Origin of the sequence: Fructobacillus papyriferae, assembly GCF_018437225.1 — a bacterium.
In the GTDB taxonomy this organism is placed as follows: domain Bacteria; phylum Bacillota; class Bacilli; order Lactobacillales; family Lactobacillaceae; genus Fructobacillus; species Fructobacillus papyriferae.
In genome coordinates, this window is sequence record NZ_JAAMFI010000001.1 from 336,900 (window position 1) to 356,804 (window position 19,905).

At 46.2% G+C, this 19,905-nt stretch carries 20 protein-coding genes; 2 read left to right on the forward strand and 18 right to left on the reverse strand.

Translation table 11 applies throughout. From position 1 onward, the window contains the following. Positions 1-15: 15 nt before the first annotated feature. The 15 genes from G6R27_RS01665 to G6R27_RS01735 form a co-directional block, all read right to left on the reverse strand. On the reverse strand, positions 16-762 hold the full coding sequence (locus tag G6R27_RS01665; RefSeq protein ID WP_213819351.1) for an RsmE family RNA methyltransferase: 747 nt from the start codon (positions 760-762) through the stop codon (positions 16-18). Positions 763-773: 11 nt separating this feature from the next. Then, the gene (prmA, locus tag G6R27_RS01670) at positions 774-1,664 is read right to left on the reverse strand and encodes a 50S ribosomal protein L11 methyltransferase (RefSeq protein WP_213819352.1); all 891 of its coding nucleotides are present in this window, start codon (positions 1,662-1,664) and stop codon (positions 774-776) included. A 59-nt stretch (positions 1,665-1,723) separates the two neighbouring features. After that, positions 1,724-2,938: a zinc-binding alcohol dehydrogenase family protein gene (locus G6R27_RS01675; RefSeq protein ID WP_213819353.1), complete on the reverse strand. Its 1,215-nt coding sequence runs from the start codon at positions 2,936-2,938 to the stop codon at positions 1,724-1,726. A gap of 134 nt (positions 2,939-3,072) precedes the next feature. Further along, positions 3,073-4,926 carry a translation elongation factor 4 gene (gene lepA / locus G6R27_RS01680; protein WP_213819354.1) on the reverse strand — a complete coding sequence of 618 codons (1,854 nt, stop codon included), beginning with the start codon at positions 4,924-4,926 and terminating at the stop codon, positions 3,073-3,075. A gap of 161 nt (positions 4,927-5,087) precedes the next feature. Beyond that, entirely contained in the window at positions 5,088-7,145 is a 2,058-nt protein-coding gene (gene glyS, locus G6R27_RS01685) for a glycine--tRNA ligase subunit beta (protein ID WP_213819355.1), read from the reverse strand. Next, positions 7,145-8,092, reverse strand: coding sequence for a glycine--tRNA ligase subunit alpha (gene glyQ, locus G6R27_RS01690; RefSeq protein WP_213819356.1), 948 nt, complete (start codon positions 8,090-8,092; stop codon positions 7,145-7,147). The genes glyS and glyQ overlap by 1 nt, the downstream gene beginning before the upstream one ends. A 10-nt stretch (positions 8,093-8,102) precedes the next feature. Beyond that, positions 8,103-9,515 (reverse strand): DUF2130 domain-containing protein, encoded by a 1,413-nt coding sequence (locus tag G6R27_RS01695; protein ID WP_213819357.1) that lies wholly within the window; start codon positions 9,513-9,515, stop codon positions 8,103-8,105. Positions 9,516-9,892: 377 nt separating this feature from the next. Then, positions 9,893-10,438 (reverse strand): ribosome recycling factor, encoded by a 546-nt coding sequence (gene frr, locus G6R27_RS01700; protein ID WP_213819358.1) that lies wholly within the window; start codon positions 10,436-10,438, stop codon positions 9,893-9,895. Continuing rightward, complete coding sequence (gene pyrH, locus G6R27_RS01705; RefSeq protein WP_213819359.1) at positions 10,438-11,163, reverse strand: UMP kinase; 726 nt, start codon at positions 11,161-11,163, stop codon at positions 10,438-10,440. The genes frr and pyrH overlap by 1 nt, the downstream gene beginning before the upstream one ends. A 94-nt stretch (positions 11,164-11,257) precedes the next feature. Next, complete coding sequence (gene tsf, locus G6R27_RS01710) at positions 11,258-12,136, reverse strand: translation elongation factor Ts (RefSeq protein ID WP_213819360.1); 879 nt, start codon at positions 12,134-12,136, stop codon at positions 11,258-11,260. Between the two features lie 84 nt (positions 12,137-12,220). Continuing rightward, positions 12,221-12,994: a 30S ribosomal protein S2 gene (rpsB, locus tag G6R27_RS01715; RefSeq protein WP_213819361.1), complete on the reverse strand. Its 774-nt coding sequence runs from the start codon at positions 12,992-12,994 to the stop codon at positions 12,221-12,223. A gap of 188 nt (positions 12,995-13,182) precedes the next feature. Continuing rightward, positions 13,183-14,007: an SPFH domain-containing protein gene (locus G6R27_RS01720; RefSeq protein WP_213819707.1), complete on the reverse strand. Its 825-nt coding sequence runs from the start codon at positions 14,005-14,007 to the stop codon at positions 13,183-13,185. A gap of 41 nt (positions 14,008-14,048) precedes the next feature. Then, on the reverse strand, positions 14,049-14,261 hold the full coding sequence (locus G6R27_RS01725) for a hypothetical protein (RefSeq protein ID WP_213819362.1): 213 nt from the start codon (positions 14,259-14,261) through the stop codon (positions 14,049-14,051). A gap of 84 nt (positions 14,262-14,345) precedes the next feature. Then, complete coding sequence (locus G6R27_RS01730; RefSeq protein ID WP_213819363.1) at positions 14,346-14,645, reverse strand: GIY-YIG nuclease family protein; 300 nt, start codon at positions 14,643-14,645, stop codon at positions 14,346-14,348. 2 nt (positions 14,646-14,647) lie between these two features. Further along, positions 14,648-15,418: a tRNA1(Val) (adenine(37)-N6)-methyltransferase gene (locus G6R27_RS01735; protein WP_213819364.1), complete on the reverse strand. Its 771-nt coding sequence runs from the start codon at positions 15,416-15,418 to the stop codon at positions 14,648-14,650. Positions 15,419-15,479: 61 nt separating this feature from the next. On the opposite strand from G6R27_RS01735, the gene G6R27_RS01740 reads away from it, so the two are divergent. Further along, positions 15,480-16,109 carry a lysophospholipid acyltransferase family protein gene (locus tag G6R27_RS01740; RefSeq protein ID WP_213819365.1) on the forward strand — a complete coding sequence of 210 codons (630 nt, stop codon included), beginning with the start codon at positions 15,480-15,482 and terminating at the stop codon, positions 16,107-16,109. Between the two features lie 90 nt (positions 16,110-16,199). Here the strand turns inward: G6R27_RS01740 and G6R27_RS01745 are convergent, their stop codons facing one another. Then, positions 16,200-16,412 (reverse strand): YneF family protein, encoded by a 213-nt coding sequence (locus tag G6R27_RS01745; protein WP_213819366.1) that lies wholly within the window; start codon positions 16,410-16,412, stop codon positions 16,200-16,202. Positions 16,413-16,606: 194 nt separating this feature from the next. Here G6R27_RS01745 and lexA point away from each other — a divergent pair, with 194 nt between their 5' ends. Continuing rightward, positions 16,607-17,239 (forward strand): transcriptional repressor LexA, encoded by a 633-nt coding sequence (lexA, locus tag G6R27_RS01750; protein ID WP_213819367.1) that lies wholly within the window; start codon positions 16,607-16,609, stop codon positions 17,237-17,239. A gap of 148 nt (positions 17,240-17,387) precedes the next feature. Here lexA and G6R27_RS01755 read toward each other — a convergent pair whose 3' ends face one another. Together G6R27_RS01755 and G6R27_RS01760 are read right to left on the reverse strand one after the other, a co-directional pair. Further along, positions 17,388-17,744 (reverse strand): YlbF family regulator, encoded by a 357-nt coding sequence (locus tag G6R27_RS01755; RefSeq protein ID WP_213819368.1) that lies wholly within the window; start codon positions 17,742-17,744, stop codon positions 17,388-17,390. Between the two features lie 38 nt (positions 17,745-17,782). After that, on the reverse strand, positions 17,783-19,852 hold the full coding sequence (locus G6R27_RS01760; protein ID WP_213819369.1) for a PBP1A family penicillin-binding protein: 2,070 nt from the start codon (positions 19,850-19,852) through the stop codon (positions 17,783-17,785). Positions 19,853-19,905 lie beyond the last annotated feature (53 nt).

Below are 19,905 nucleotides of genomic sequence, written 5' to 3' on the forward strand. Positions count from 1 at the left end.
AGTTTAAATCGAAGTTTACCGCTTCGCTTGAAGCTCCCAAATTGTTGACAGAGCACTCAACGCATAAAGCGGTGCCGTTTCCGCCCGTAAAATCCGGGGACCTAAGCCTGCCGGAAGAAAGCCTTGATCAGCCAAATGACTAATTTCCTCTTCTGACAAACCGCCTTCTGGTCCAAATAAAATGGCTAAGCGTTCCCCTTTTGCCATCGCCATAGCCGTCTTGACTAATTGTGCTTGCTCGCCCTTTTTGGCCGACTCTTCCCAGGCGACTAGCCCCTGATCCTTTGCTTCCAAGACGGCTTCTTGGTAGTTTTCAAAGACAATCTCTGGCACCTTCAACCGGTGGGCTTGTTCCGCTGCGTTCAAAGCGATTTTTTCAAAGCGAGTCCGCTTTTTTTCTTGTTGTTTGCCCCAGTCAACCACTGTTCGGGCCATCTTGGTCAACACAATCCGATCAACACCGAGTTCCGTGGCCTTCTGAACGAACCAATCCGTGCGATCGTTTTTTACAGGAGAAACAATGACCGTTACCTGAACGGGCAATTCCACCGATTGCTTCAATTCTTCTGTCACTTCGACAGTGGCCCCACTGCCTTCAATGCCCGTCACTTTGCCAATCACAAGTCGCTGCCTTGGATCGACAAACTCCGCCGTTGTACCGACTTTAGCCCGGCGTACGCGCACCAAGTGGTGGTAGACGGCTTTTTCTGAGTTTATTTGGATGGTCGATTCGATCGGTTCATCTAAGAAATAGCGGTGCATGGTCGTAGCTCCTATTCAAGCTCTTCTTTCAGTTGGCAAATAAAAGCATGCCAGGTTCCTGATTGCATCTTTTGTAAAATGGTAAAGCCGTGGGCAACCAAGGCAGTCTCGATACCATCGGAAACATCGTCGTAAATGCCAGAAACCAGGAATTGTCCCCCAGGCTTGAGCACCTGACGAACCTGTGGAATCAATGGTTCAATCACGTCTGCCAAAATGTTGGCCAAGACAAGATCGACCCCTTTTTCAACAAAGTCAGTGGGCACGTCTTGCATCAAATCTGACACAATCACCGACACATCCTTTCCAACCGGGTTCAAGGACAGGTTGTTCTTAGCCGTTTGGACTGAAAGCGCATCGATGTCAGTAGCCAAAACATCGCCTACCCCAAGGTGCTTGGCCGCTACGGCCAAAACGCCAGAACCGGTACCAACGTCAATCGTTTGCTCACCGCCACGAACAACCACTTCCAAAGCCTGTAGCATAAGCGAAGTCGTTGGGTGCGTCCCGGTTCCAAAGGCTTGATCCGGATCCATAACGACCAACTTTTCTTGTTCCTGCTCTTTTTTATAATCTTCCCAGGCTGGTACCACCGTGAAACGGCTGGTAACGCGAGTGGCGTGATAGTAATTTTTCCATTCGTTAGCATAGGCCTTTGACGTAAGCGGTTCATTAAGGACCGGCTCGGGATTCAATGAAAGGCCTTGATCCACTAACAGTTGCAAGCCCACTTGATAAGTCTGAATGCGTTTTTGAAAGCCTTCATTTGCTTGATCTTCATAGATCGTCAATGTGTTGTCACCCTGCTCAACACCATCGGCACCGAGTTCAATAAGAACGGAAATCACCAGATCTTGTAGGTCATTTGCTACCTGAAAGCGTACTTTTTGGTATGTTGTCATCCGTCATCCTTTTCAATCAAAAACCGGGAACCACCGGTTCCCGGTTGCTTTGTTTATCATTAGTATCGCGTCGTGTCGTTCTCGTCGTTTAGCGGCGACTTTCCGGTTTTCTTCGCTTGACCATTATGTTCTTGAACGTCGTCTGGTCCATCACCCAACTTAGATTCTTGATCGGCACCTGGGCCCAAATTTTCATGAGCCGCCTTGATATTTGGTGCAAAATCAACAACCACCTTCCCGATGGCATGGTGACCAGCAACATCTTGAAAAGCTGAACGAATGCTATAAGCCGATAAACCGTGGTAAACCTTTGTCACAGTTGAACGAATCGAGCCGTCATCCAACAGCTTCGCAATCGCTTGCAAAATTTCGCCCTGCTTTTCCAAATAAATGTTGTTATTACCACGAGCCAACATGAAAATCCATGAAAAGCCAGCAGATTTCGCCTTCAACTCACCCAAATCAACGGGTAGTGTCGTATCCACGATAGACGCAATTTCCCCGTATGGCCGGATCAGTTGAACCATCAAATCCCAATAGGCTGTTGTGTCTTGCAAGTCTGCAATGTAGTCAACTTCCGTGTACCCGGCATCCCGCGCTTCGGCCACCAAACTTTTGTGGTAATCCAACACATGATCGGCTCCTTGTCTTTTAACCCAAGCCTTAGAATCGTGATTGCCAGCTGTGGCTAAGACCGTCATCCCCATGTACTTGGCTAACTGGATCAAGACCGAACCAACTCCACCGGCACCATTGATAATAAACAGCGTCTTTCCCTTGGCCGCATCCTGTTTAACAGACAAGTGAAAACCATGTTCCAAAATATCGTAAGCCGTAACCGAGGTCAATGGCATGGCAGCAGCCGATACATCATCTAATTTTTCAGGAGCTTTGGCCACCATTTTTGCGTTGATGACCTGGTAGGCAGCGTCAGCGCCTGCATGGTGTTGCTTGCCAACATAAAAGACACGCTCACCGACTTCAAAGCCGGAGACAGCCGAACCAACAGCCGCAACACGTCCCACAACGTCTAGGCCGAAAATACGAAAGACCCCTTTATCCTGGTAGCCAGCACGCATTTTGACGTCAACTGGATTAACAGAGGAGGCTAAGACTTGCACAAGTAGTTCGTCTTCTTTTGGCTGTGGCTGGTTAACTGATCGTTCAATGAACGCATCGTCAGCCTGCAATAAGCCATTATGAGTGACACCGACCGCATCCATTTTAGGACGGAAATGGTCAGAAATTGATTCAATTACTGATTTAAAAGCCATGTGATCTCCTTTTTGGGGATAACTCCGATTAGCTTCATTCTAAACCAGAAAAAAGAGTTTTTCAATGTATCTGACACCCTTTTGTAACAGTTAGAAATACAAGCCCCACAAGAAAGGTCTTTGCCAGAGTTAAATTAATTACCACGGGCATACTTTTCATCATCATCCGTCTTCAATACCGCCATAAAGGCCTCTTGCGGCACCGTCACGGTTCCAACGGACTTCATACGCGCTTTTCCACGCTTCTGCTTATCCAGCAACTTGGCTCGGCGATCTGGATCACCGGTGTGAATCTTCGAGGTAACGTCCTTTCGGTAGGCCTTAATGTTGGTCCGCGCTAAGATCTTATTCCCAACTGCGGCCTGAACCGGAATTTCAAAGTTCTGTCGAGGAATGATTTCCTTCAACTTTGACGTGATAACCCGGCCCCGTTCTGCTGCAAAATCTCGGTGAACAATGAAGGACAAAGCATCGACCTTCTCGCTGTTTAACAAGATATCAATCTTGACCAAATCAGCCGGACGATAGCCAGCCAACTCGTAATCCAAAGAAGCAAAACCACGGGTGGAGGACTTCAAACGATCAAAGAAGTTAAAGATGATTTCTGACAATGGCAAAAAGTACTTCACGTTCACGCGGTTATCGTCCAGATACTCCATCGTATCGAACTCCCCACGTTTACGCTGGGCTAATTCCATAACCGGTCCAACGTACTCTTCTGGCACCATTAATTGAGCGTGAACGAAAGGCTCTTGAATTTGACGAATATTTTGCGTTTCGGGCAATTCGGATGGGTTTTCGATCATCAGCTTCTCGCCATCGACCGTCTCGACCTCATAAGTAACCGAAGGTGCGGTTGTCACCAGATCCAGATCAAATTCACGTTCCAGACGTTCTTGAATGACATCCATGTGCAAAAGGCCCAAGAAACCAACACGGAATCCGAACCCCAACGCTTGCGACGTTTCTGGCTCAAAGGTCAGGGCTGCATCGTTTAACTGCAGTTTTTCCAATGCTTCACGCAAATCGCCATACTTGCTGTTATCGGCCGGGTAGAGTCCAGAATAGACCATCGGCGTCATTGGCTGATAACCAGGCAATGGTGCGTCGGCCGGATTATCGACCAAGGTCACCGTATCACCGGAGTGAGTCGTTGAAATATCCTTGATCGCAGCCGTCAAATAACCGACATCTCCCGCCATCAAATAATCCCGTTTCTGAGCATCAGGCGACATCACACCAACCTCGGTCACCTCATACTCGGCTCCGGTGTTCATCATGCGCACTTTGTCGCCAGGTTTCACAAATCCTTCGCGAACGCGAATGTTAACCACCACGCCTCGATATGGGTCGTACTGGGAGTCAAAGATCAAGGCACGCAAGGGGGCGTCCAAATCACCATCGGGCGCTGGAAAGTCCGACACAATCCGCTCCAGTAGTTCCGGAATACCGATTCCTTTTTTGGCTGAAACCAAAACAGCATCGTCAGCTGGCAGACCGATCATGTCTTCAATTTCTTCTTTAACTTTTGGCACGTCGGCCGATGGCAAATCGATCTTGTTCAAGACTGGCAAAATTTCCAAGTCGTTATCGATAGCCAGATAAACGTTGGCCAAAGTCTGCGCCTCAACACCTTGAGCCGCATCGACAACCAAAATTGCCCCTTCAGCAGCTGCCAAAGAACGCGAGACTTCATAAGAAAAGTCAACGTGCCCAGGCGTATCGATTAAGTGGAAGATATATTCTTCCCCATCGTTTGCTTTATAGTTCACCTCAACAGCATTTAACTTAATCGTAATCCCACGTTCACGTTCCAGATCCATGGTATCCAAGAGCTGGCTTTGCATATCACGTTCGGCCACTGTCTTCGTTTGCTCTAAGATCCGGTCTGCAATCGTCGATTTTCCATGGTCAATGTGAGCCACAATGGAAAAATTGCGAATGCGCTGCTGTCGTTTTTTCAATTGGTCAATCGTAAAATCAGCCATGCCTACCTGCTTTTTAAAAGTTTTTGTTTCCTATAGTTTACACGAAAAAGGACGCTAAAAAAAGTGCCAAGGACCGTTATTCCACTGCTTTTTAACATCATAATAAAAAAGCCAACCATTCAGCTGGCTTTTTTAAATTCGTCTCTAGAAAATAAGCACACTTACTTAATTACGATTTCTTCAATGTTTCCAAGGCCATCAATCAAAGTCTTGATATCACCCAATTGGGCATAACGGTTGTTCTTGATGGCTTCATCATCATCGTTGACCATCGTGTGGTCAAAGTAAGCCGCGATTGGCGCCTGCAAAGAAGCCAATGCTTCGTATAGCGCTTCTGCCCCCTTGACTTTCAAATCCGCCAAGGTGAGGTTCTTAGTTGCTTGGTACAGCGCCTTTTCTTGGTCGTTTACCAGTAGCTTTTCATCAACCGGTGCTTCGACTGGCGCCTTTTTGGCCAAACGAACCACGCGAGACAAGCTTTCCATGACATCTCGGAAGTTGCCATCCGTTGAATGGTCAGAAAGCACCTTAGTCCGGTCGGCCACGAAGACGTAGTCGCCCGTGATGACATTTGTTGTAGCAGCCGCCACAATGTCTTTTCGAATACCAGCATCAAGCGCCTGCTTACGAACGCGATCGGTCAAGAAAGCCAAGACCAGATCCAAATTGGCGTCCGTGACCGCCCCGTTTTTCTCCTTAAAGCTTGTCAGGATGCCAAGCAAATCAAAGTGCCAATCAAAGGCTTCCAAAGTGCGGACCACACCGGTTGCAGCACGACGAAGACCGTAAGGGTCGTTAGCACCAGACGGCATCATGTCGTGGGCAAAGAAGGTCACGATCGAATCAAGCTTATCAGCAATGGCCAAGATCGCACCAATTCGGCTTTTGGCAACTGGACCATTGGCTGAAGTTGGCAAATAATGTTCATAGATCGCCTTTGCCACATCGTCTTTTTCACCAAAGAGCTTAGCGTAGTGCTCCCCCATCACGCCTTGGAGTTCGTCGAATTCGCCAACCATCCCCGTCATCAAATCAAATTTGTAGATTTGCGAAGCGCGGTTTAAGTCCGCCTTTTCGGCTGCCGGCAAAGCCAAAGTGTCCGCCAATTCTGCGGCCAAACCAGAAACGCGTTCCATGTGCTCGTAGACCGTTCCGATCTTTTCGTGGAAGACAAGTTTCTTCACGCGTTCCATGTAGTCAGCAATCGACTTCTGCTGGTCTTCCTTGTAGAAGAAGGCCGCGTCTTCCAGACGGGCCACGAGGACCTTTTCGTTTCCACGGGCCACGTTGTCGATGTATTCGGCGTTTCCGTTCCGAACAGATAAGAAGTGTGGCAAGAGGTCGCCTTTGTCGTTGGTGACAAAGAAGAAGCGTTGGTGGTCACGCATCGACGTGATCAAAACTTCCTTTGGCAGCTTCAGATACTTCTCGTCAAAGTTACCGGAGAAGGCCGTTGGCCATTCAACGATGTTGTTGACTTCTTCGAGCAGGTCCTTAGCCATGTCAGAATCGAGATCAAGGTCCCATTTGTTTTCTTCAGCAATCGCCTTCAATTGATCAACGATGGTTTGCTTCCGTTGCTTGGCGTCAGCCATGACATAAGCCTTTTTAAGCGTCTCTGCGTAATCATTGGCTGTTGGAATGGTCACGTCCTCAGTTGAGAGGAAACGATGGCCACGGGTCTTCTGGCCAGCTTTAACGTCAAGAACAGAGAATGGGACGACTTCTGCATCCAACAAAGAAACCAACCAGCGAATTGGCCGGATATAGTGGAAGGAGTGGTTGCCCCACTTCATGTAGGTCGTGAAAGTCATTTGCTCAACGACTTCTTGTCCGATCTGAGACAAAATTTCTTTTGCAGGCACACCTGGGATTTCCTTTTCAGCCCAGAGGTAACCATCTTTTTCAGTCAAGCCTTCGGGTGTTGTCCCCTGTCCGCGGGCAAAGCCTTGGGCGGCCTTGGACCAGTTGCCTTCGTCATCCTTGGCACGGTCGATAGCGGGCCCACGTTTGACTTCAGAGATCGATTCAGATCCGTCGGCTAAACCTGATAATTCAACGGCCAAGCGACGAGGCGTCGAGAATGGCTTGATTTCTTGTACAGCCAAACGGTGTTCGTCTAAGAAATCCGACACGCGCTTCACCAATTGCTTTTCAGAAGAAGTCACCAGGTGTGCTGGCATCTCTTCCAATCCAATTTCTAACATGTAAGTGGCCATTAGTTCTGATCCTCCTTCTTTGCGTACTTACCCTTTGCGCCCAAATACTTCTCACGCAACTCTTCGTCCTTCAACAATGGGAAGCCAAGCTTTGCTCGTTCTTCAATGAAGACCTTGGAAACCTGACGGGCCATGGCCCGAATACGGTGCAAGTAGCCGGCACGTTCCGTCACGGAAACCGTTCCACGTGCGTCGAGCAAGTTGAATGTGTGCGATGACTTCAAGATGTAGTCATAGGCTGGGTGCACCAAGCCCAAGTCCAAGTTGTGCTTGGCTTCGGCTTCGTAATCATCAAAGTGACGCAGCAACATATCCTGGTTAGATTCTTCAAAAGCATACTTGGAATGCTCATATTCTGGTTCCTTAAAGATGTCTCCGTAATGAACACCGTGACCCCATTCGAGGTCGTAGACCGTTGGCACGTCTTGGATATAAGAAGCCAGCCGTTCCAGACCGTAAGTGATTTCAGCAGTAACCGAGTCGACCTCGATTCCACCAACTTGTTGGAAATACGTGAACTGCGTGACTTCCATCCCATCCAGCCAGACTTCCCAACCGATACCGGCTGCACCCATCGATGGGTTTTCCCAGTTATCTTCGACAAAGCGGATGTCGTGTTCGAGTGGCTTGATCCCAAGCGCCTCTAATGAAGCCAAGTAGAGTTCTTGAATGTTATCGGGGGATGGCTTCATGACCACTTGGAATTGGTGGTGTTGGAACAACCGGTTCGGGTTATCCCCATAGCGACCATCGGCCGGACGACGAGATGGCTGCACGTAAGCAGCCGCCCAGGGTTCTGGTCCGTTAGCCCGCAAAAAGGTGTAGGGGCTTTGCGTACCAGCACCGACTTCATTGTCATAGGCCTGCATCAGGTTGGCACCTTTTTCAGCCCAGAATTCCTGCAGCGTCAGGATAATTTCTTGTAATGAAAGTTTTTTATCAGTCATAATCACTTCTTCAATCCTTTTCTTTTTTCAACGCATCAAATTTGGTCTTCATGGTGGGATTACCACGGGTCAACTTCTTGACGGAAAGATCATCCAGTTTGTTATTTGCCAAACGCAACTGGTTTTCAGAAGTCGTTAACTTCTTTTTTACCTCTTCCATACGACGAATGGCTTTATCAATTTCTTCGATGGCCTGTTGGAAGTTATTCGAATAAGAAACGTAGTTTTTGGCAAACTTATCCTTGAAGCTATTGATGTTATCTTCAAAATTGGTGATGTCGATGTTTTGTTCTTTGGCTTCAGCCAGCTCCTTTTTGTACTGAACCGAATCCAGCGCCGCGTTTTTAAGCAGGCCAATAAAATGGACAAAGAACTGAGGTCGAATCACATACATCTTCTCGTAACCATGGACCTGAACAATTCCGGTGTTGTAAAGATCGTTATCAGCTTCGAGTAAGGAGACCAAAACAGCGTATTCCGTCCCCTTTTCCCTACGATCCTTATCCAGTTCCTTGAAGAAGTCCGCATTCCGATGCTTCTTTTCGGTACTGTCGGCCTCGTTTTTCATGTCAAACATAATGGAAATGAACTCGACACCGTCTTCATAGTCACGAAAGATGAAGTCCCCCTTTGAGCCCGTTTCTTTTGAAACGTCGTTATCTTTTTCAAAGTAGGCGTTTGGAAAGGCGTAGGGCCTTATCTTATCAAATTCTTGGTGAGCATAGACCTCAAGCGACTCACCGATTTCTTTGGTGGACTGCCGGGCCTTGAAGTCTTTATAGAATTCGACTTTTTCTTCAGCAGCCTTTAACTGAGCGTCATAGTCAGCTTTGACCTTAGTCAAGGCAAGTTCACGATCACGGTCTTGGTTTTGGACCTGGTTTTGCAGTTCGAAGACCTGTTTTTCAAGCGACTGTTGTGTTTTGGCAGCAGCCTCTTGCTTTTCTTGGAATTCCTTTTGCAAGGTATCGCGCTCTTTTTGCTGCGCTTCTTTCAGCGCTTCCTTTTCAGATTGCTGAGCCGTCGTTAGCTCAGCCTTTTGCTTTGAAAGAGCAAGGGCCTGGTCGGAGTCGTTTTGCTTCTTTTGAGCCGATAATTCCGCCTTTAGTTGCGCTAGCTCTTCTTGGAGTTTAGCCTGGGTCTGCTGTGCCTCATCCTTTGCTTTCTGCGACGCCTTTTCGATATCAAAACGGGCGGCTTCCTTCTCCTGAGCGACCTTTGAAGCCAACAATTGCTGCTGATGTTTTTCCCAAACAGCTTTTTCTTCATGGATTCGTTGATTGATTTGGTCTAAAACGGTCTGGGAAAGGCTGCTGGCATCGACTTTTTGCTCATCTTTTAAATCAAGGGTATCGCCTTTTTGGCCATCTTCTTGTAAGACCAGAACCGTTTCGGACTGCACACTGTATTTCAATTTCGCCATCGTGCCTCCTTCTAAACAAAAAACCGCACCAAACGGTCCAATGCCAAAATTCCTTTGACATCAGGACGCTTGCGCGCGGTTCCACCTGATTTCCAGAGCTATGACTCTGACACTTTCGTTGAAATCTACCACTCGCCGGGTGCCAAACCGGGTCAAAGAGGTAGAATGACTTACTCATATTATGCTATTAACGATTAAAAAAGGCAAGAAATTATGTATAAAAAAACCCAAAGTGCTTAATTTGAGAAGCGCTAATCATTGAATTAATAATCAGCAAGCACCTTGGATCACTTATATTATAGCATCTTTAGTCCGAAAGAAAAATGATTAGGGAGAAATACACTCAATCAAATTCAGCCCAATCACATTGACAACGCTTACATCGTCATCAATTCCTTTTCCTTTTCAGATGCAATGTCATCAATTGCCTTAATGTTCTCATCGGTCAACTTCTGCACTTTATCTTCTGAATCGTGGACTTGATCTTCCGTCAAGTCCTTGTCCTTCTTGATGGCATCCATGGCGTCACGACGGACATTACGGATGGCAACCTTAGATTGCTCGGCGATGGCCTTCACTTCCTTTGCCAATTCCTTACGACGTTCTTCTGTCATTTGAGGGATGGCCAAACGAATAATGTTACCGTCAGAAGCTGGGTTTAAGCCCAAATCAGACATGTTAATTGCCGTAACAATCGCTTCCAAAGCACCCTTGTCAAAAGGCGTAATCAAAAGCAGCCGAGCTTCCGGAACAGAAATCGAAGCGACTTGGTTCAAAGGAACCATTGCTCCGTAGTATTCAACTTCAACACGATCTAAAATACGTGGATTGGCACGACCTGTTCGAATTTCAGCTAATTCGCGGCGAAGAGCATCTTGTGCTCCCTTCATCTTATCTGTTGCTTGTTTAAAATCAGTGGCCATTATTGTTCTCCTGTCACGGTCGTACCAATTGGTTCACCGGCAACGACCTTTTGAATATTTCCTGGTTGATTAAGGTTAAAGACAACCAATGGCATGTTGTTGTCCATGGACATTGAAGAAGCTGTTGAATCCATGACTTTCAGACCTTTTTGTAAGATATCCAAATGCGTCAGGTGTTCAAACTTTTGCGCTTCCGGATTAGTCTTTGGATCGGCATCATAAACACCGTCAACACCATTTTTAGCCATCAAAATGGCATCCGCATTAATCTCATTAGCACGCAGAGCAGCCGTTGTGTCGGTTGAGAAGTATGGCGAACCAACACCGGCAGCAAAAATCACGATCCGTCCCTTTTCCAAATGGCGAATAGCGCGTCCGCGAATGTATGGTTCAGCAATTTGTTGCATTGTAATCGCAGTCTGCACGCGAGTTGGTACGCCGGCACGTTCCAAAGCATCCTGCAAAACCAAGGCGTTCATCGTCGTTCCAAGCATTCCAGTGTAGTCGGCACGCGAACGTTCCATTCCGACCTTTGAAGCTGGTTCACCTCGCCAAAGGTTGCCACCACCAACGACAATGGCAATTTGAGTGCCCATATCGTGGACCGTTTTAATTTCGGCAGCGATCGCTGAAACCGTGTCCAAATCAATCCCCTGACCCTTAGCACCCGCTAAGGCTTCGCCAGACAATTTCATCAATACCCGCTTGTATTTATTTTCTGTCATGGTGTCTCCTTTTTCTTACCATCCATTATAGCAAAGGAATCGCTTTTCGTCCGCAAAAAAAGTGTCCAAAAAATGGACACTCAAATACGTCTTTTTATTCACCGATTTGCTTGGCCACTTCGTCTGCCAAGTTTGTTTGTTGCTTTTCAATTCCTTCACCAACTTGGTAGCGAACAAATGACTTGACCGTCAAACCGCTTTCCTTGGCAAATTCGGCAACCTTTTGGTCACCATTCTTAACAAATGGTTGATCCAACAATGAAATTTCAGCCAAGAACTTCTTGATGCGTCCTTCCACCATCTTTTCCTTGATGTTGTCAGGCTTACCGTTCAAGTCTTCAGAAGCCAATTGCACTTCCTTTTCCTTAGCAACAACTTCTGCTGGAACATCTGCATCTGATACGTATTGTGGTGCGATGGCCGCAATGTGCATCGCAATATCGCGGGCTGCTTCTTCGTTTGAGCCATCAAACAATGCCAAGGCAGAGATTGAGCCACCCATGTGTGAATAGCCACCAAATACTTGATCAGCAGACTTTGTCATCGTTTCAAAACGACGCAACGTAATCTTTTCACCAGTAATTTGGGAAACGTTGATGATCATGTCGTTAACCGTACGGCCTTCTTCACCTTCCAAAGCCAACGCAGCTTCAACATCTGCTGGTTGGTTTTGCAAGATAACCTTAGCAACGGCGGCCAACAAATCGTTGAATTCCTTGTTTCCGGCAACGAAGTCCGTTTCAGAGTTCAATTCGATGATGGCAGCGTTGTTGCCTTCTTGCATGACGTAAGTCATACCTTCGGCAGCGACACGGTCGCCCTTCTTAGCGGCCTTTGCCATACCTTTTTCACGCAACAAGTCGATTGCCTTTTCGATGTCCCCATCCGCTTCGACCAATGCCTTTTTAGCATCCATCATTCCAACGGACGTCTTGTCACGTAATTCCTTTACCATCTTTGCTGTAACAGCCATAACGTGTGCTCCTTTTTCAAATAAAAATGCCGTGCCAGCGTCCCAAGCAGGTCCACCGGAACGGCAAATCAGATAGTTAATCGCTTAGTTGTTCTTTTCAACAATTTCAGTGATTTCTTCGATTGATTCAGTGTTTTCGTCACCTTCGATGAAGGCATCTTCCGCTGATTGATCTTGACCTTGACGGCCTTCGATCACAGCATCTGCCATCTTAGCCGTAATCAAACGGATGGCACGGATCGCATCATCGTTTGCAGGAATCTTCACGTCAATATCATCAGGGTTGGCGTTCGTGTCAATCATGGCAACAACAGGGATGTTGAGCATGTTGGCTTCCTTAACGGCGATTTCTTCCTTCTTAGGGTCAACAACGAACAATACGTCAGGCAAGTCCTGCATATCTTCGATTCCACCCAAGAACTTTTCCAACTTGGCGTGTTGCTTCTTCAACAAAACAACTTCCTTCTTAGGAAGACGGTCAAACGTACCATCTTCAGACATACGTTGGATGTCCTTCATACGGCGAACACGCGTCTTGATCGTGTTCCAGTTGGTCAACGTTCCACCCAACCAACGGTGGTTGATGTAGAATTGACCAGCGCGCGTTGCTTCTTCAGCGATGGCATCTGAAGCTTGCTTCTTCGTACCAACAAACAAGATGTTAGCGCCATCAGCTGATGCGTTACGCATAAAGTTGTAGGCTTCATCAACCATCTTCACCGTCTTTTGCAAGTCGATGATGTGGATGCCGTTACGTTCCGTAAAGATGTATGGTGCCATCTTTGGGTTCCAACGACGGGTTTGGTGTCCAAAGTGAACTCCTGCTTCGAGGAGTTCTTTCATAGTAATAACTGCCATTATAGGCCTCCTAGGTTATCCTCCGACCGATTCAAGGTCCGCATGAACAGCATAGCTGCACCTCTGCGTTCTCGTCAGTCGTGTGTATTTGCTGTTTTCACAACGTCTATTAGTTTACAGGATAATCGACTGGCTAGCAAGTCAATTTTTTAAAATTAAAAGCGCTTATAACAAGCGCTTTTTGTTAATCAATCGTTTTCCTTTAGTTCCTTAGCCATCATTTTTGCTAAAACGGCATTCTGCCCTGTTTTGTCCAACTCTTGTCCGTTTGTCACAATCACATTCGATTCAGAATTAGCTAATGCCTCAAAAGCGTTAATCGATTGGTTATTAAAGTAATTTTGATCCGCATTCTTTAAAGCAGTTTGCACTTTATCAATCCGATAAGATTCAGCATCGGCACGTGTTTTCGTTGCTTCAGCATTCGCCTTGGCCGTAGCGACTAAGGCATCGTTATTCGCTTTAGCACGCAACTCAATCGACTTAGCTTCTCCTTCAGCTTGCGAAATTGCTGCAACACGCTCACGATCAGCCTTTAACTGCGTGTCCATGGACGATTGAATAGCCGCTGAGGGCTTCAACTCGTCAATGTTAATTCGATCCACGTTAATCCCATAGGTGTTGGTTAAATCACCGATCGCATCCGCCAAATCCTTATTAATCTTAGAAGTTGAACCCAATGCTTCGTTCAATTCCATTCGACCAATGATATCACGAAGATGGCCACGCACTAATTGCTGCATCGATTCAATTGAATTCGTATTTTCATAAGCATACTTCGCCGGATCAGTCACGTGAAAGTTCAGCGTAACCGTCGCCCCAATATCGGCATTATCCTTCGTAATCACCGAATAGCCGGCCAACTTCAATGGTTGAAGAGCCAAGGACACCACTCGGATTTTCTGAATCACCGGCAAGCGGAAGTTCAAGCCCGTTTGCCTGGTCGTTGAATATTTACCAAGTGTTTCCAAAAGACCAACACAGTTCTGAGGCACAATCTTGAAACAAGTCAGCGCAATGAACGCGACAACAACGAATAGAATCACAATCATGATTACTCTTTCTCCTCTACTTTTTCAACAAATAATTGGTTCCCAGTAACGGCTTTCACGACATAGCTTGCCTCTTTTTCAACCGTTTCATCGCCATTTCCCAAAACATAGTGATAATAGTTGCCAATTACTTGTACCAAACCATCTACTACATCGAAATCAGATCCAGAAATCAGCCGGCCAATCATGTTTTTTACCTCAAATGTATCAGACATGCTAACCTCCTGCTCTACTTGCTTCTATTCTATCAAGAAAGGCAGCGACGAAAAAGATAGTGTTTGTCTCATATCTTTCAAACGCTAGTTGGTCTTCCAAACGCTGCCAGGCACTCCGTGCGCTGCCAAAAAGGCTTCCTTTTCATGACGGGACAGCGCTTTAAACGTTGCTTCGGCATGCATGGCGTCGTGTTTATTATCGTAAGTCACATAGTAAATCAATTGGAGCGGATGGCGGCTCTTCACCCGCGTGAATTTCGCACCCTTCCCGGACTCGTGGACGTGGAAACGGCGAATGGCGTCATCCGAGTAGCCGCCGTAAAAATAACCGTCTGCTGTGTATAAGACATAGAAATCGTAGGTTTTACTTGTTGAATCGACCATGATTACGACTCCAAAGTCCAAGGTGCCCCATACAAGATGTTTTGCACCTGTTTTGTATATTGATTGTCTTTCGTATAGGCGACAATCGGTGGCAAAACTCGTACGCCACCCGGCCGGCCCTGCTTGATCGCCTCAACTAAGACCATGTTGGCTTCCCGGTCAGACTTTCCGTAGACGAACTGGACGTGTTTGACCTGCAAGCCACGGGCCGTCAAGGCCGCAAAGATATCCGCCAAACGTTCGGGTCGGTGGACGAGGAAGAACTTTCCCTTGTTTTTGAGCAATTTGTTGGCCGTTTGCGCCAGCTTTGGTAAATCAATGGCCACCTCGTGACGGGCAATCTGGTAGTGCTCGTCGACGTTTTGCTTGGTCGTCTCCTTAACCGGAAAGTATGGCGGGTTGCAAAGAACCGTATCGACGGAACCCGGCTTGATTTGATCAAAGACTGCCTGCATGTCCGAATGAATGACAGAAACACGGTCTTCCATCTCGTTCAGAGCAACCGAACGCTTCGCCATCTTAGCCAAATCTTCTTGGATTTCGACCAGCTGGACTTGCCCTGGCACCTTTTTGGCGTAAAAAAGACCAACCGCACCGGTACCGGCACCTAAGTCCACTGACAAGCCCCGGCCCTTTTTATTGGGATTAGCAAAGTAAGCCAAGAGTACCGCATCCAGTGAATAGGCAAACATATCGGGATTTTGAATAATGGTAACAGCTTGCGAGGGCAGCCCATCCAGCCGCTCACCGGGTTTTAAATTTGGCTCATTCATTTGCCTTTGTCCCCTTTTATAGTAAAATTAATGAGTTGAATTAAACAGAAAGGAAAAGCTTATGTTTTATCGCTTTATCCGGGTCTTTGTTGTGACCTTGGTTTCCATTATAAACGGACGCACCCATTATTTGAACAAAAATCGTTTACCAAAAGACGACAACTATATCCTAGTTGCTCCTCACCGCACCTGGTGGGATCCCGTCTGGTATGCCATGGCGGCTTATCCCAAACGTTTTATCTTCATGGCGAAGAAGGAATTGTTTCAAAACTACTTCTTGCGTCAGTTGATCGTATCTCTCGGTGCCTTCCCAGTCGATCGCAAAAACGTTGGTTCGGACGTCATCCGTAAGCCAGTTTCTGAATTGAAGTCAGGCGACCGGTCGCTGATCATGTTTCCATCTGGTTCAAGGCATTCACAAAAGTTAAAATCAGGTTCCATCTTGATCGCTAAGCTTTCTAAAAAGCCAATTGTCCCAGCCGTTTACCAAGGGCCGGTCAAGTTCTCCCACCTTTTCTTAAGAAAACGTGTGACGATGAATTTTGGCGAACCGATCTACATTGATCCAAAGGTTAAGTTGACCGACGAAGTGATCGCCGAATACAACGATAAAATCCAAGCTTCCTTCGAAGCCTTGGATCAAGAAATCGATCCAAATTGGGTCTACGTAGATCCAAAAAAAGCAAAGTAAAGAAAAATCCCTAAACCAAAAACTGGTTTGGGGATTTTTAATAACAAAAAAGGTGGGCCTAAGGCTCACCTTTTTTAACTAACCACGGCCTTAACGCTTAGCATTTTGTGCCTTCATTTGGCTCATCATTTGGTTCAACTTCTTCTGTGATGGTTTTTGGCCCATCGACATCATCATTGACTTCATCATCTCTTCTGAGATTGGAGGATTCTTGGCTAAGTACGACTTCATCGTGAAGCGTGCCAAGAAGAATCCACCAACCAGCCCAACAACCAGGGCCAAAAGTCCTACTAATACAAGCATAGCGGTCTCCTTTACCTCTAAAAATCTAAGGATAAGTATACCACAAGGATTTTTGAATCGCTTAACGAATTTATTTCAAGCATTTTGATCCCGAAATGAAGAATAGACTTAATAAAATCTTACGAACATGCGTTTGCTTTTTCGCCTTCTTTTCGCTAAAATTAGGTTAGTATTAATGAAATGGGAATAATAAGATGACATCCGATTCAAAACAAATCCAAGTGCTCCGCTTTATTCACGAGTATCAAAATAAAAACGGCTTTCCACCAACGATTCGTGAGATCGGTGAGTCGGTCGGCCTTTCTTCTTCTTCGACCATTCACGGACACATCGCCCGGTTGATTAAGAATGGCTACCTATTAAAAAAAGGTGAAAAAACAAAGGCTCGTGCCATCGAAGTTACCGCCAAGGGCTTTGAAATGCTTGGGATTTCGTCGAACGCTGGCAAGATTCCTGTCCTTGGTTTGGTCACAGCAGGTCAACCCATTCTGGCAGTTGAACAAAATGCTACGGAATTCTTCCCCATTCCAGAAGATCTGATCCCCTACGACGGTGATCTTTTCATGCTCAACGTTCGTGGTGAATCAATGATTAACATCGGCATCTTAGACGGCGATAAAGTGATTGTTCGTCGCCAGCAAACCGCCGACAACGGTGACATCGTTGTGGCAATGAACGAAGATAACGAAGCAACAGTCAAGCGCTTTTTCCGTGAAAGCGGGCACTACCGCCTACAACCGGAAAATGATACGATGGCACCGATCATTTTAGATCAAGTATCCATTCTTGGTAAAGTTGTCTCATTATATCGTGACGCAATCTATTAATCATCTACCTAAACGTGGCTCGGCCTTATTGTCGGACCTCGTTTTTTATTCCTTTATTTTTTGATTTTTAGCAAGGCGTCACAGTGTGGCCCTCACCATTTAAATCAACAAAAAAACCGGCACATACGTGTCGGTTTTTTAATTGAATTTATGCCTTGTGAGCAGCTGCATAGCTTTCCGAAACTGGCTTTGTCACAATATCGTTGATTTCACCAAGCAACGTGTTCAATACCTGTTCGGCAGCCATCAAAGCCTTAATCTTGTCATTGGCTTGAACGTCTTTTGCAACAGCATCCCACTCTTTTTCTTGTTCTTCAGATGGCGTTTGTTGTGCTTGCATCATCTGTTGAACCGTCATTTGAATCGATTGGAACTTCTTGAAGAGGTCTTTCGACTTTTCATCAGCTTGAACAGCATTGAAGGCTTCTTCCCAGGCCGTGTATTGTTCCGTTTGCGTCAAAACCTTTGCCATTTCGTTGGCATTATCATAAATATTTACTGACATATCGTCGATCCTTTCTTCTATACAACAGTGGACTCAGTTTATGAACCGAACCATCCTCTTACAGTATCCCACACTTTATTAGCGCCAGCAACCGTTGTATTGACACCATTTGTGATGTTTTCTTTGGCATTATCTGCCCATGAATTTGATGTGCTCGTTGACTGTGTGCTAGTGGACTTATTGGCGTCGCTGACTTGGAAAGTCGATTCCTGTGTATTTGGCAAAATCTGTCCCATCGACGTCTTAACCAAATTACCAATGGTAGACATCAAACCAATTGGCAAGGACTGCGTTGAATTTCCTTCCAGTCCTTCCCATGATACTTGAACAACATCGTTGGTATAAGCAACGGCCCAAGAATCCTTTGAGGAGTTGGAATTGTTCGTCGAATTTGGATTCTCAGTTGTTCCAGTCTTACCCGCAATCGTGTAGCCGTTTGGCGTGGCGCCCTTTCCGGTACCATTGGTATAAGTTCCAAGCATCATCTTGGTCATCTTATTAGCCACCGATTTTGAAATTAGCTGCGTCTGCTTAGCCTTTGGCTTTGCCACGATAACGTTACCCGATGCATCCTCAATCTTTGTAATGTAATGGGCTTCTGACATCTTACCCCCGTTTGCAAATGTTGTATAGGCAGCCGCCATCTGCTGCGGGGAGACACCATTTGTTAATCCACCCAGTGCCAAGGCAAAGTTCTTATCCGAACTAGTCAAATTCAAGCCAAACTTCTTTCCCCATGAGTATCCCGTATCAACCCCCAACTTGTTCAGTAAGTAAACGGCTGGAATGTTATAAGAGTGCTCCAGGGCTTCGTACATCTTGACATCGCCCGTCTCAACATTCAAAGCGTTATTAGGCGAGTAATTATTCGTACCGAAATTCATCTTTTTGTTAGGTAAGGTTGTATTAATGGAATAGCCATTCACAAGGGCTGGCGTGTAGACAACTAATGGTTTAATAATCGACCCTGGCTGAAGCTGTGACTGATTGGCCCGATTAAAGCCACGGTATGTGTGCGTGTCCTCGCGACCGCCAACCACAGCCCGTACCCCGCCAGTTTTAGCATTCAACACGACGGTTGCAGCTTGTGCATTGGATTGATTTCCAAAAAGACTGCCTTTCTCATAATCCTTTTGCAGATTTTCTTGATCTTTTTGATTCAAGGTCGTGTAGATTTTATAACCCTTATTCATGATGTCTTTTTCAGACAAGCCATAGGTTTTAACCGCTTCGTTGATCACTGAATCAAAGAACCATGGGTAGCGATATGATTCATCACCCGTATAGTTGTCATGCAACGCGATTTCTGTTGCCTTCGCTGCTTTGGCTTCCGTCTTGGACAACTTTTTATTTTCAACCATCGTTTGAATCACAAGATTACGACGATCCTTGGAACGACCAGGGTTATCGATTGGATTAAAGCCAGACGGATTGGTCAACATACCAGCCAAAGTAGCCGCCTGCTCCGTATTCAGCTCAGAGGCATGCACACCAAAGTACTTTTCAGAAGCATCTTCAACGCCCCAAACCCCATGGCCAAACCAGGCATTGTTCAGGTACATGGTCAAGATGTCATTTTTCGAGTAGGACTTCTCGACTTGAACAGACAGAAAAATTTCTTTAAATTTACGCGTAAACGTCTGTTCTTGAGTCAAATAAGCGTTTTTCACCAACTGTTGCGTCAACGTTGACCCACCACCCGAAATGGTTTCAGATCCAGTCAACTTATTTTTAACCAGTAAAACAGCGGCACGGGCTAGGCCCTTAACTGAAAAACCGTGTTCCTTGTAAAAATTTCGGTCCTCAATCGACAACACCGCATTTTTCATCGACGGTGAAATCTGATCGTACTTCACATACGTCCCCTTTTGCGAATAGAGTGAGCCGGCCTTTTCTCCGGAATTATCATAGATATCAGCCGTTTGTGACAATGACTGCTGCAACGACGACACGTGCGCCGTTTTGGCGTTGATAATGCCGAATAACGAAGCAGCAAAGAACAAGGTCATCATGGTCAAGATAAGTAATCGGCCGATCTGATAGCGGTTCCAAACCGGTGCGATGCGTTGCCAAAGGGCAGTCTTCTTAATTGAAAAATTCGTTTTCATTCGTATTCCTTACAGCCCACTGGCCGAAATAACAGTAAAAAACAGAAAAACTT

Coding starts and splice junctions, on each gene's coding strand:
- G6R27_RS01735 (WP_213819364.1), bottom strand. CDS start 15,418: ATGAATGAGCCAAATTTAAAACCCGGTGAGCGGCTGGATGGGCTGCCC.
- frr (WP_213819358.1), bottom strand. CDS start 10,438: ATGGCCACTGATTTTAAACAAGCAACAGATAAGATGAAGGGAGCACAA.
- prmA (WP_213819352.1), bottom strand. CDS start 1,664: ATGACAACATACCAAAAAGTACGCTTTCAGGTAGCAAATGACCTACAA.
- rpsB (WP_213819361.1), bottom strand. CDS start 12,994: ATGGCAGTTATTACTATGAAAGAACTCCTCGAAGCAGGAGTTCACTTT.
- lepA (WP_213819354.1), bottom strand. CDS start 4,926: ATGGCTGATTTTACGATTGACCAATTGAAAAAACGACAGCAGCGCATT.
- G6R27_RS01745 (WP_213819366.1), bottom strand. CDS start 16,412: ATGCTTGTATTAGTAGGACTTTTGGCCCTGGTTGTTGGGCTGGTTGGT.
- G6R27_RS01730 (WP_213819363.1), bottom strand. CDS start 14,645: ATGGTCGATTCAACAAGTAAAACCTACGATTTCTATGTCTTATACACA.
- lexA (WP_213819367.1), top strand. CDS start 16,607: ATGACATCCGATTCAAAACAAATCCAAGTGCTCCGCTTTATTCACGAG.
- glyQ (WP_213819356.1), bottom strand. CDS start 8,092: ATGACTGATAAAAAACTTTCATTACAAGAAATTATCCTGACGCTGCAG.
- G6R27_RS01665 (WP_213819351.1), bottom strand. CDS start 762: ATGCACCGCTATTTCTTAGATGAACCGATCGAATCGACCATCCAAATA.
- G6R27_RS01740 (WP_213819365.1), top strand. CDS start 15,480: ATGTTTTATCGCTTTATCCGGGTCTTTGTTGTGACCTTGGTTTCCATT.
- G6R27_RS01675 (WP_213819353.1), bottom strand. CDS start 2,938: ATGGCTTTTAAATCAGTAATTGAATCAATTTCTGACCATTTCCGTCCT.
- G6R27_RS01760 (WP_213819369.1), bottom strand. CDS start 19,852: ATGAAAACGAATTTTTCAATTAAGAAGACTGCCCTTTGGCAACGCATC.
- G6R27_RS01755 (WP_213819368.1), bottom strand. CDS start 17,744: ATGTCAGTAAATATTTATGATAATGCCAACGAAATGGCAAAGGTTTTG.
- G6R27_RS01725 (WP_213819362.1), bottom strand. CDS start 14,261: ATGTCTGATACATTTGAGGTAAAAAACATGATTGGCCGGCTGATTTCT.
- pyrH (WP_213819359.1), bottom strand. CDS start 11,163: ATGACAGAAAATAAATACAAGCGGGTATTGATGAAATTGTCTGGCGAA.
- tsf (WP_213819360.1), bottom strand. CDS start 12,136: ATGGCTGTTACAGCAAAGATGGTAAAGGAATTACGTGACAAGACGTCC.
- G6R27_RS01695 (WP_213819357.1), bottom strand. CDS start 9,515: ATGGCGAAATTGAAATACAGTGTGCAGTCCGAAACGGTTCTGGTCTTA.
- glyS (WP_213819355.1), bottom strand. CDS start 7,145: ATGGCCACTTACATGTTAGAAATTGGATTGGAAGAGATGCCAGCACAC.